This window comes from Bdellovibrio sp. HCB337 (assembly GCF_047302465.1).
Lineage (GTDB): Bacteria > Bdellovibrionota > Bdellovibrionia > Bdellovibrionales > Bdellovibrionaceae > JACMRP01.
Genome location: NZ_CP178621.1, coordinates 3,368,750 through 3,379,416, shown reverse-complemented (window position 1 = coordinate 3,379,416; position 10,667 = coordinate 3,368,750). Strand labels below are relative to the sequence as shown.

At 45.9% G+C, this 10,667-nt stretch carries 11 protein-coding genes; 5 read left to right on the top strand and 6 right to left on the bottom strand.

Annotated elements, in window-relative coordinates; translation table 11 throughout:
- Positions 1–147: 147 nt before the first annotated feature.
- Together ACLWBB_RS16310 and ACLWBB_RS16305 are read left to right on the top strand one after the other, a co-directional pair.
- Positions 148–2,157, top strand: coding sequence for a thioredoxin family protein (locus tag ACLWBB_RS16310; protein WP_413288623.1), 2,010 nt, complete (start codon positions 148–150; stop codon positions 2,155–2,157).
- Positions 2,154–2,753, top strand: a complete 600-nt coding sequence (locus ACLWBB_RS16305) for a redoxin domain-containing protein (protein WP_413288622.1) — start codon at positions 2,154–2,156, stop codon at positions 2,751–2,753. The genes ACLWBB_RS16310 and ACLWBB_RS16305 overlap by 4 nt, the downstream gene beginning before the upstream one ends.
- A 72-nt stretch (positions 2,754–2,825) precedes the next feature.
- Here the strand turns inward: ACLWBB_RS16305 and ACLWBB_RS16300 are convergent, their stop codons facing one another.
- The 5 genes from ACLWBB_RS16300 to ACLWBB_RS16280 form a co-directional block, all read right to left on the bottom strand.
- Positions 2,826–3,698 carry a hypothetical protein gene (locus ACLWBB_RS16300; RefSeq protein ID WP_413288621.1) on the bottom strand — a complete coding sequence of 291 codons (873 nt, stop codon included), beginning with the start codon at positions 3,696–3,698 and terminating at the stop codon, positions 2,826–2,828.
- Between the two features lie 106 nt (positions 3,699–3,804).
- Positions 3,805–4,329, bottom strand: a complete 525-nt coding sequence (pyrE, locus tag ACLWBB_RS16295) for an orotate phosphoribosyltransferase (RefSeq protein ID WP_413288620.1) — start codon at positions 4,327–4,329, stop codon at positions 3,805–3,807.
- Positions 4,329–4,649, bottom strand: coding sequence for a divalent-cation tolerance protein CutA (gene cutA, locus ACLWBB_RS16290; RefSeq protein ID WP_413288619.1), 321 nt, complete (start codon positions 4,647–4,649; stop codon positions 4,329–4,331). Before cutA ends, pyrE begins: the two co-directional genes overlap by 1 nt.
- A gap of 18 nt (positions 4,650–4,667) precedes the next feature.
- Complete coding sequence (locus tag ACLWBB_RS16285) at positions 4,668–5,705, bottom strand: CNNM domain-containing protein (protein WP_413288618.1); 1,038 nt, start codon at positions 5,703–5,705, stop codon at positions 4,668–4,670.
- 314 nt (positions 5,706–6,019) lie between these two features.
- Entirely contained in the window at positions 6,020–7,381 is a 1,362-nt protein-coding gene (locus ACLWBB_RS16280) for a hypothetical protein (RefSeq protein ID WP_413288617.1), read from the bottom strand.
- Between the two features lie 292 nt (positions 7,382–7,673).
- Between ACLWBB_RS16280 and ACLWBB_RS16275 the strand changes: the two genes are divergently transcribed.
- Positions 7,674–8,135, top strand: a complete 462-nt coding sequence (locus tag ACLWBB_RS16275; protein ID WP_413288616.1) for a hypothetical protein — start codon at positions 7,674–7,676, stop codon at positions 8,133–8,135.
- Positions 8,136–8,187: 52 nt separating this feature from the next.
- Here ACLWBB_RS16275 and ACLWBB_RS16270 read toward each other — a convergent pair whose 3' ends face one another.
- A complete protein-coding gene (locus ACLWBB_RS16270; protein WP_413288615.1) occupies positions 8,188–8,838 on the bottom strand; it encodes an OmpA family protein in 651 nt (216 codons plus the stop codon).
- Between the two features lie 191 nt (positions 8,839–9,029).
- On the opposite strand from ACLWBB_RS16270, the gene ACLWBB_RS16265 reads away from it, so the two are divergent.
- Both ACLWBB_RS16265 and ACLWBB_RS16260 read left to right on the top strand, forming a co-directional pair.
- A complete protein-coding gene (locus tag ACLWBB_RS16265; protein ID WP_413288614.1) occupies positions 9,030–10,232 on the top strand; it encodes a S1 RNA-binding domain-containing protein in 1,203 nt (400 codons plus the stop codon).
- 2 nt (positions 10,233–10,234) lie between these two features.
- Positions 10,235–10,633 carry a hypothetical protein gene (locus ACLWBB_RS16260; RefSeq protein WP_413288613.1) on the top strand — a complete coding sequence of 133 codons (399 nt, stop codon included), beginning with the start codon at positions 10,235–10,237 and terminating at the stop codon, positions 10,631–10,633.
- Positions 10,634–10,667: the final 34 nt, after the last annotated feature.

Sequence of the window (10,667 nt, the reverse complement as noted above, 5' to 3'; positions counted from 1 at the left end):
TCCTAAAAGCTTTCAATAAACGGATCCCCTTGAGATGAAAATCAAATGCAAGTGGATCTGTCTTGAATTTATGTGCAAATGACAAAATTTCTTGATGGAAGAAGGAGTCATTTGTTCCTTGTCGGAAATCCTGTCTATAATCTTGGAATGGCAAAACTAACGAGTCTGATCTGTTTGATTCTTTTATTTGCTCTGCCTGTATCGGCAGTTTCCGATATTTATCCTTTTACTCAGGGTAAAGTCAGTCTTCTTAGCAAAACAAAATCTTGGAACTCTTCGCAGAAGGTTTCTTTAGGAATTCACTTTTCTTTGCAGAAAGACTGGCACATCTATTGGAAAAATTCCGGAGATTCCGGAGCCGCCCCCAAATGGTCTTGGAATCTTCAGAACGCCAAGATTGCTCAAGAGTATTGGCCTTTGCCAGAGCGAATTGCTATGGGCGGACTCGTAAACTTAGGTTATTCGCACGAGGCGCTTTTTGTTTTTGATTTAGAGCCTGATCAAGCTGAAAAACCTATAGTCTCTAACTTGAAGCTAGAGTTTTTGGTTTGTAAAACAGAGTGTATTCCTTATTTCGCGGAGTTGAGAAAAGAAATTCCACACTCTGCACAAACGGGTCCTCCAGAGAAAATCTTTGGCCGATTCTCATATCCTCAATCAGCACCTGCCGGAACAAGTCTCAAAGTTTTAAAACAGGATAGCTCGACACTAGATGCTCGCCTGACTCTTCCTTCCTCTTTCAAGCCTAAAAATATCGAAATATTCCCGGAAGACGGGGAAAGCTTCAAGGCGACGGCTCCGACGGTTGTGCCTGAAGAATCTCAGTACAATGTGCAGTTTGCACTGCAGGATACTTCCAAGAAGAACTTTTCGGACTCTCGCTTTCTGGTTGTCGTTGAAGATGCGCAAAAGAAAAAGAGTGGCTATGAAGTGAATCTTGAGAAAGCAGCATCAGGCAACATCGCACTGATTTTGTTTTGGGCTTTGCTTGGTGGGTTCATTCTGAATTTCATGCCGTGCGTGTTTCCTGTTCTTTCAATCAAAGTCTTAAGTTTTTTGGCTCCGGATAAAGATCCTAAAGTCTTGCGTATCTCAGGGTGGTTTTACACTTTGGGGGTACTGGCGTCCTTCGTTGCTCTCGGCAGTATATTGCTGATCTTGCGTGCTGGTGGCGAGCAAATCGGGTGGGGGTTCCAATTGCAATCTCCGTTGATTGCGTCGGCGATTGCGTTGCTCTTTTTCTGGTTGGGTCTGAACTTTTTGGGAACTTTCGAGATCGGTCAGTCTTTAACTTATTTAGGTGCGACGAAGGTGAGCTCTTCCTACGGAGGCTCTTTCATGACGGGGGTTCTTGCAACAGTTGTAGCGACGCCTTGTACAGCTCCCTTTATGGGTGCAGCCCTAGGTGCCTCGTTAGCATTGCCCGCGGCAAGCACCTTGCTGATTTTTGCAGGGCTTGGTTTAGGGATGGCAGCTCCGTTCTTGTGGCTTTCTTACTTTCCGCAAGCACTTAAGTTTTTACCGAAGCCCGGCGCATGGATGCAAAAGCTAAAAGAGTTTTTAGCGTTCCCACTCTTTGCGACCGTGCTTTGGTTGTTGTGGGTGTTGTCTCATCAGATCAGTGCAGATGGGGTGTTATACCTGCTGGCGCTGTTTTTGATCGTGAGTGTATGGATTTGGGGAGCTCGTCAGATTTCTAATGAGCGTCTTAGCCAGGCGCTCTTGGCTGTAGGTTTTGTGATTTCACTCCTTGGTTTGGCGGCAATGCCGAGAACACCGGCGGTAGCTGAGAAGAGTGTGGCGACAGAGGCGTGGCTAAAATTTGATCCACAGGTGATTACGAAAGAGGTCACAGCTGGAAAATCTGTGTTTATCGATTTCACAGCTGCGTGGTGTATCACATGCCAAGTGAACAAAAAACTCGTGCTCAACACCGAAGATATTCAAGCGCTCTTTAAGACTCAGAATGTGCAGCTCTATAAAGCTGATTGGACTGACAAGGATCCTGTGATTACCAAGGCCCTAGCTGGTTATGGTAGGAACTCTTTGCCGTTGTATGTGTTTTATAGAAAGGGCTCTAAGACACCTGAGTTGCTTCCAGAAATTTTAACTAAAGGGATTATCACCGATTTATTCAACAAGGAGAAAGAACCATGAAACAAATGATATTTGCTCTCGTAGTAAGTCTTGCCGGAAGTTTTGCATTGGCCGATGCCAAGGTGGGCAGTGCTGCTCCAGATTTTTCTGTGGCAGATGCAGCAGGGAAAACGCATAAACTTTCAGACTACAAAGGAAAGAATGTTGTTCTTGAGTGGTACAACAAAGATTGTCCTTACGTTCGCAAACACTATGACAGCAAGAACATGCAAAAGCTTCAGACCGATATGACTGGTAAAGGCGTCGTATGGTTGACCGTGATTTCTTCAGCTCCGGGCAAACAAGGGCATCTTGCAGCGGCAGACGCCGTGAAGAATGGCGCTAAAGAAGGTAGCAAGGCTACGGCTATCTTGTTGGATGAAAAAGGAGACATGGGGAAAGCTTACGGAGCTAAGACCACTCCACATATGTACTTGATCGACCAGCAAGGCGTCTTGAGATACAACGGGGCGATTGATAGCAACGATTCTGCAGATCCGAAAACAATCGCCACAGCAGAGAATTATATTGTCAGAGCAGTTGCAAGTGCTGAGAAGGGCGAGAAGATCTCGAAAGAAACCAGCAAACCTTATGGTTGCAGCGTAAAATATCAGTAATTGGAAAGCACAAAATAAAAAAACCCGGAATCTCTTCCGGGTTTTTTATTTGTCCTTGTTACAGAATCAAAATTAGTGAGCACCCGTTGCAGTGCTGCTATTCGTTGAGTTGTAGAGATTTCTTCTGACAGGTTGGTTGTTGCCTGAAGAACTCGCAGGCACTGGTGCTGGAGCTGTGTTACCCATACAGAAGCTGCTTGCGATACCGCACTCGCCAGCCACGGTCTTACAGAATTTTTGATTCGCTTCGTTGGGGCTGTTCAGGTTGAAATCAGTAGTTCCAGTATGTAAGTTTTTGAGTTGCTTTAAGCACTCTTTCAGATTGTCGCCATCGTCACTACCATTCACAACGCCAGATTTTTCTGCATAAGTTCTGAAGTGCTTTTGGCGCTGTGCTGGAGTTGTCGTTCTCCAGAAATCATCCTGAAACATGGTTTTAACATCGTCTTCGTTTTTAAAACCGAAATGTTTAACCATCTTTTTCATTTGATCCCCTGTCAGAGGGCCATTGTATTCTCCGTCTCTTACTCTTGATCTACTGCCGGTAATAGAAGGGTAGACGAGATCCAGCATATTGGTGCTGACTTTGTCATAGGCCTTCTTGTCAGTAAGATCTCCGTTTGGCTTAACTTTGACGCCGACACAGTATCCGTAAGCTTGGACTTGCTGAATCACGTGCTGATAAAAGCCATTCATTGCAGCTACAGAATCAACATCTCTTTCGTGAGGATTAAGGCCAGAATAATAGTGTTGTGCTGCGAATCCCAGAAGTGCCAAGAACTTTTCTGATGGAACATTCCCATGCGCTTTCTGAATACCGCAAGAAACGCATTCAAGTTTTGACGTCACCAAAAAATTAGACGTGCAGCTTTCTTCTTGTGCTTGCGAAGAAAAAGGAACTGCGAAAAGGCCCAAGGCCGCAATGAATTTTGCAAAACGAAGCATGACTTCTCCTTTAAAGAAGATTTTTAATATAGAGATAGTATGCTTTATTTCGGGCAAATCCCACAAGGCCGGGTTCCGAGCACACCGGCACCTTGGTCGAGGGGACTTATTTGAGATGCGCTTTGAGTTCTTCCATGTTGAAGAGTGCTTGAAGCTTAAGGTCCACTTGCTTCAATTTTTCTTCGCCACCACCACGATGAATCACGCATAAAACGTGTTCCACGATTGCTCCCATAGAACGTAAGTCTTCGGAGCTCAAAATAACTTGGCCACCGGTTGTGATGACGTCTTCGATAATGCAAAGTTTAAGGCCTTTAATATCGAGTCCTTCAGCAAACTGGCAGGTGCCGTACTCTTTGGCCTCTTTACGAACAAAGACGCAAGGAAGACCCGTTGCCAGCGATAAAGCTGTAGCAATCGGAATTCCACCCATTTCTAGTCCCGCCAAAGCTTGAGTGCCTGGTGGAATCAGCGCACTCATATGTTGAGCGATTTCTTTGAGAAGTTCGGGACGGGCCTCGAAACGATATTTATCAAAATACTCGTGAGAGGTTTGGCCAGAACGGAGTTTGAATTCGCCCGTGAGATGGGCCACTTCATAGATCTTTTTCGCGAGTTCGGTTTTCTGCATTAAAAGAGGCTCCCTTTGAGCCATCTTACATAGGCCTCGCTGCCCTTTTCAACGGGAAGAGACAGAATACAAGGCGTGTTATAGGGGTGCAGCGATTCAACGCGGGCAATAATGCGTGAGGATTGAACATCTGTTGCCTTTAAAATCAACACGACTTCCTGCGAAGTTTCGATTTTACCCTCCCACCAGTAAATAGACTCCATTCCCGGCAGGATGTTGGCGCAGGCAACAAGGCCCTCATTCAAGAGCTTAGACGAGATTTTCCGAGCCACGTCTTGGCTCGGGCAGGTGACATAGAATAAACGAATTTCAGAGTTCATGGGAAAACTCCTTAAGGATTAACTGCGGCGCAATTGTTTTTTGCGGATCTGCCATTGATCGAGGGCATATTTACGCATGTCTTCGATGTTGTCGAACTCATCCACGATTTCAACACCTAGAAGGGTTTCTACGGCGTCTTCCAAAGTAACCAAGCCAGTGATGACTCCGTACTCGTCGACGGCAAGTGCAAGATGCTCTTTCTCTTTGATAAAGAAATCTAAAACTTGAGCCACCGTCAGTCTTTCTGAAACAGACGCAATCGGGGTCACCAAGTCCGACACTTGTTTGGTGTGTTGGTCGTCGGAAGAAGCTTCCAAGATTTTATAACGGTGAGTGATGCCGATGATATTATCAAGGCTGTCACGATAAACCGGAATACGCGAGAATCGGAGTGGCACGTACTTGTTCACCACTTCATCAACAGTGATGTCAGCTTCCAGTGCGAAAAATACTGAGCGTGGAGTCATGATGTCCGAAACATAAATCTTATCCATCATCAGAAGATTTTTAATAACGTTGGACTCTTTGGTTTTCAGGGTTCCTTCTTCGGCGCCGAGTTCGGCGGTCATGATCATTTCTTCACGAGTGACCTGTGCAAGATCCGGTTTTGAAACCAAGCGGCCCACAAACTGCGACATGCTAACAAGCGGGTAAAGGAAGAAGATCATCGCCTGAATGACATAGACTCCCATTGGCGCAAGGAATTTCCAGTGAGCAGCACCAATACTTTTTGGCAATACTTCCGAGAAAATCAAAATGGCAAAAGTCAGAATGAAGCTGGAAAGTGTGACCCACTCATCGCCGAAAAGCTGTTGAACTTTAAAGGCGATAGCGGATGAACCCAAGGTATGCGAAATCGTATTTAAGGTCAGAATGGCTGAAAGGGGGCGATCCAGGTTTTCTTTCAGATGCTGCAGCAAAAGTCCGCTGCGTTTTTTGTTTTGCACGGCCACGGCAACATAAGCCGGAGTGACTGAAAGAATCACGGCCTCCAGCAACGAGCACGTAAAAGAGATAGTGATAGTCAGGCAAAATAACAGAATGATCGTGGTCATTGATGAGCTTTACTGTGAAGTGAACTTTGAATAAAAGAAATGAAATGTAGCTGTAACCGGTAACAATCCATAGAGTCCTTCTATGATAGCACGCTTCATTAAAAGCTTGTCTAGTCTTCCTTGACCCTTGACGCGGGACTTAGGTCTGGCGCTTGTGAAATAAGCATTCTAATTTGCAAATAGGCAAAAAGAGCAAGCGGCTTAGGCAAATCTTCAGGCTAGTTGTTTACTAAAGCAGCACAAAAAAGAGAAAGGCTCGTTCTCCTAACGAGCCTTTCTGCAGGCATTCCCCTCGTAGTGCCTTTCTTGCACACTTATTTTGAGATGTATCTCAGCCACAAGTCATAGACGAGGCCATAACTGTCATCTTTCATGACAACGATGGACTTATACTTCGTCATGTTCCCGTGCTGATCTTTCTCAGAGAAGCGGCGATCATAGCGCAGGTCAATCGCAACAACTCCTTTTTCATCCAAAGTCGATAACTCGGAGGCTTGAGCAATGCCATCCAGGTTTTCGTCTTTCCAGAGCTTTAGATCTGGGAAGACAGCGTCGTCACCGCTGATTACGCGGTCACGGTTCTCATCGTGTTTCGCAAGTGCTGCGAAACCTTGTTTTGAATAACGTTGGTCAGGGCCAAAAGTTGCATCACCAAAGAGTTCGTCGATACCGAGTACTTGGCCTTTTGAGTTTGGCAATACTAAGAAGTAGTTCTCGGTCTTTGCAGTCGCAAACCACGAAGTCAGAACTTTCTCGTGATTTGAGCGGCGGCCAAGAAGATCAAACATCACGCCTTTTTCTGGAGCTGTTAACTCGATTGGTTGTGGGCTTGATGTATTCAATTGTAACAAGAGAGGGTCACCAACAAGGTCGCACTCTGCTTGGTTGGCTTTGTCATCCATCTCGGCATAAGCTACACGCAATTCAGTGAAAGAACTGTACATGACAGGTTCTGCATTGAATTTGTATTTTTCATAGTTGCTCGTTACAGACTCCTCAACAATGTAAGCTTCAATAAATGTTGAGCCCTTCACTGCAGTCGCACATGCAGAGATATCAATCCTACGATTATCTAAGATTTGTGCTCTGACCTTTGGAACCTCGCAGACCACAGAAGTTGTGACCGGTGATTTCATGATGTCTTTCTTCACGAAGACCAACTTGGATTCGCCGGCTAACGCAAATGGTTTGTAAGCACCATGCTCTGGAACTCCCAATGGACAGAACGTAGTGACTCCGACAGTCAATTTTGGTTTCGATGGGTCGCTGCCTGGAGTGCTGCCACCAGGAACACTTGGGTCCATTCCAGGAGGACGAGTGCCAGGCATGCTTGGATCATTTCCAGGAATCATTCCGCCTGGCATTGTAGGGTCATTTCCAGGAGGGCGAGTCCCAGGCATACTTGGATCATTTCCTGGAATACCTCCGCCAGGAGTGCTGCTGTCGTCACCGGGACGGCTGCCAGGGATGTTCGCATCATCTCCAGGTGTGTTGCCACGACCAGGAATAGAAACGTCATCTCCAGGTGTGAAGACGTTGCCATCTCCGAGCGCCTTTTCTTTGGCAGCTTCGTCGATGATGAATCGCGCTTTGCTACAGTTTTGAAAGCTAAGAGTGGTTAGAGTAAGCCCAACCAGTACAGTCACAAATGACGAATTCAGACGTCGAATCCCCATGATCCCCCCAAAGAAGTATGTCCCCGAAGGAAGGCATTGCAAACTTGGCTCCATGGTCAGTCCACGTTGGGAGCGATCACGCTCGAATTGGGTGTCTCAAAACGATTTTAAAAAACCTCACTGTCTAATCTTACTAAACAGGTGTTGAAAGCAACGACAGCTTGTTTGTTGGCTCGACTTTGCCTTGAAATACGCTCTGGGAGCGTGTCTCAGAATGAGAAACTCTGGCATCCTAAATGCAAGAAAGGGCGCTGAAGGGGTGGTTTGAGCGTCAGCTCAAGGAGGTTCATTTATGGAACGTATGTTAAGCCCAATTTTGGCTTTGGGTCTTTTTTTCGGCACTCTTACAGTGCAAGCAGCTCCTGGAGGTTCACCTCAGGATTTCAATCTACGTACAAAATATTCCTGCCAAGCAAACGGGGTAGTTGTTCGTAATAACAAAACAGTCGTCAGTAACGGTCAAGGCATCGACGAGGTCGACTTCATGGCGCGCGCTGGAGGCAATCAAGCTCTGACGTTTGGTCGCAATCGCGAACACATGATCTGGCCACGTACTGCTAAGGGCACATTCAATAAAACATTGAATGTGTTGTCGCGCGACTCTTCGGGGACTTACAAGCTCATGCAAGAGTTGGATTTAGGTGCGACTCAAAAGACCACGACTCGCATCAGCCTTGTTGCCAAAGATGCGCAAGGTGACGATCGCCCGGTGAACTGTCAGATTGAAATGCAATGGGTAAAGAAAACGAAATAAAAAAAGGCTGGTGATGAACCAGCCTTTTTTGTTTTTGCAGACAGCAAACTTTTTAGTTAGCAGCTTGCTTAGGAACTTTGCTTTCATCAACCGTGATTTCGATTTCAACACGGCGATTTTTTGACAAAGCATCTTTCGTTTTGCCAGCGTCGATTGGATTCTCAGAACCCATACCTACGAAGCTAACAGTAGCATCAGGGATGCCGTTTGATACAAGAGCATCACGAACTGCTTTCGCTCTTTTTTCAGACAATGGCTTGTTCACTTTGTCAGAACCAGTGTTGTCTGTGTAACCTTTGATCGTCAAAACGTTCTCAGGGTAGTTCTTCATGATTCCAGCAAGTTGAGAAATGTTGGTCTTCGCCGCTGGTTTCAAATCAGCTTTACCAGTATCGAAAAGAATATCGCTCTTAAGCTTGGTGATAAGACCTTGCTCTGTACGCTTTGTTTCCGCGATTTTCTCGAGTTCTTTTTGCTGTTTATCTAAACGATGGCCAACAGCTCCACCGATACCTGCTCCAAGAGCAGCACCGATCATAGCGCCTTCGTTACGCTTACCAGTTTGATGGCCGATCACCGCACCTGCTACTGCGCCCACTGCGGCACCGATTCCAGCTTTGTTGATAGCGTTTTTATTGTCGCCGCTTGCACATGCAGAAAGCATTGCTGCTGCCGTTGCAAAGATAATGATTTGCTTTTTCATAGTCCGATCTCCTTCTTGATATGGAATGGATTTATTATGGAAGTTTTGGTCTCAAAAGATCCAGTCAGGATTCGCCGCGTCTTAAAAAGGAATCATGGACTTTAGGCCCTTCTGCAATGCTCGGACATAGACAAAAGTATGAAATTTGGATTGAATAGGTCTTTTTCAAGCCAAAGACCAAAGGTGCATATATGAGAGACATGTTCGGTGACGACGATTCCCAAAATAAAAAGAACGACTTTGCAACGATGTTCGAAGCATCAGTACAAGGTTACACACAAACTTACGGTAAAGGCGACAAGGTCACTGCCGAAGTGATGACTTTGGGTAAAGACGAAGTATTTGTAAACATCAGCGGACGTGATGGCATGGTTCCTCGTGCCGAGATGTTGGATGCAAATGGCCAGTTGAAAGTACAAGTTGGCGATCAAGTCACTCTTTACGTCGTAAAAGCTCAAGAAGGTTTGTTGGTTCTTTCTGCGAAAGCTTCCGGCAAAGCTTTGGCGGATGATTTGGAAGATGCTTTTGATTTTGAAACTCCGGTTGAAGGCCGTGTCACTGAAGTTGTGAACGGTGGTTTCCGCGTAAATGTCATGGGCAAATTGGCGTTCTGTCCAATCAGCCAAATGGATTCTAAGCCGATCACAGAGCCTGAAAGCTACATCGACAAAAAGTTCGATTTCATGATTACGAAGTTTGAAAAAGGTGGCCGTAATATCGTGGTTTCTCGTCGCCGTATGCTCGACATGGAGAAGCTCGAGAACCAGGGCACTTTCATGGATCAACGCCAAGTCGGTGAAGTTATGAATGGTCGCGTAGTGCGTTTGGAAAACTACGGAGCCTTCGTAGAGCTTGCACCTGGTATTGATGGTCTTGTGCATATTTCTGAAGTGAGCTGGTCTCGTTTAGCTCATCCTTCTGAAGCTCTAGAGGTTGGCCAAGAGATCTCTGTAAAAATTCTGAAAATCGAAGAAGATGCAACGGGCCGTTTGAAGATTTCATTGTCTCGTAAGCAGGCTGAGGAAGATCCTTGGATGACCGCTTACAAAGATTTTGCTGTCGGCAGTGTGCACACTGGGAAGATTCGCAGCAAAGAGCGTTTTGGTTTCTTGATGGAGCTAAAACCAGGCATCGTAGGTCTTTTGCCAAAATCAGCATTCCGTGAGGTGGCTGACGAGCGCGAGATGGAAAAGAAAAATCCAGGCGAGACTTTGAAAGTCCAAATCCAAAACGTAAACACCGTAGAAAAGAAAATCTCTTTGTCCTTCCCGAAAGACCAAGAAGACACTTCTTGGCAGGGGTTCACTGGCAGCACTGGCGGTGCTGGCAGCGGTAAGGGGCTTGGCACTTTGGCGGATCAGTTTAAAAATCTAACTGTCACAAAAAAGAAGTAATTATGATTTTAGCTTTGTTGATGTCTTTAAATGCAATGGCATGTATGAGCACAGAGTTGGCGCCGGTGGTGCTGACTCCAACAAAGAGCTATCAGTTAAAGGTAGACCGTCTTCAGGAAGTCATTCTTGATGGCGGCACTCAGCTTCCGAAAATTACTGGAATCAAAGGTTCTAGCGAAAAAGGCAAGCCCATGCTGACAGTAATGTCGGGCTTGCAAGTTCTAGAAAAAGGCCAGATGAAGAGCTATCCTCATCGCGTTTCGATTAAAATGAACGAGGCCGAAAAAGACTGGCAACGCCCCGTTGAAGTCTCTTTTGCGGGCGCTGACGGCAAAGCCTATACGATGAATATCGAGTGGCTCCCACAAGCTCGTGGATGCTCAAAACCAGTTATTAAGTAAAACGCTTTTACCGAGAGCCATTGCTATTTTTTTC

Excerpts from the sequence above, each read along its gene's own strand:
- ACLWBB_RS16310 (WP_413288623.1), top strand. The coding sequence starts at position 148 with ATGGCAAAACTAACGAGTCTGATCTGTTTGATTCTTTTATTTGCTCTG.
- ACLWBB_RS16305 (WP_413288622.1), top strand. The coding sequence starts at position 2,154 with ATGAAACAAATGATATTTGCTCTCGTAGTAAGTCTTGCCGGAAGTTTT.
- ACLWBB_RS16300 (WP_413288621.1), bottom strand. The coding sequence starts at position 3,698 with ATGCTTCGTTTTGCAAAATTCATTGCGGCCTTGGGCCTTTTCGCAGTT.
- pyrE (WP_413288620.1), bottom strand. The coding sequence starts at position 4,329 with ATGCAGAAAACCGAACTCGCGAAAAAGATCTATGAAGTGGCCCATCTC.
- cutA (WP_413288619.1), bottom strand. The coding sequence starts at position 4,649 with ATGAACTCTGAAATTCGTTTATTCTATGTCACCTGCCCGAGCCAAGAC.
- ACLWBB_RS16285 (WP_413288618.1), bottom strand. The coding sequence starts at position 5,705 with ATGACCACGATCATTCTGTTATTTTGCCTGACTATCACTATCTCTTTT.
- ACLWBB_RS16280 (WP_413288617.1), bottom strand. The coding sequence starts at position 7,381 with ATGGGGATTCGACGTCTGAATTCGTCATTTGTGACTGTACTGGTTGGG.
- ACLWBB_RS16275 (WP_413288616.1), top strand. The coding sequence starts at position 7,674 with ATGGAACGTATGTTAAGCCCAATTTTGGCTTTGGGTCTTTTTTTCGGC.
- ACLWBB_RS16270 (WP_413288615.1), bottom strand. The coding sequence starts at position 8,838 with ATGAAAAAGCAAATCATTATCTTTGCAACGGCAGCAGCAATGCTTTCT.
- ACLWBB_RS16265 (WP_413288614.1), top strand. The coding sequence starts at position 9,030 with ATGAGAGACATGTTCGGTGACGACGATTCCCAAAATAAAAAGAACGAC.
- ACLWBB_RS16260 (WP_413288613.1), top strand. The coding sequence starts at position 10,235 with ATGATTTTAGCTTTGTTGATGTCTTTAAATGCAATGGCATGTATGAGC.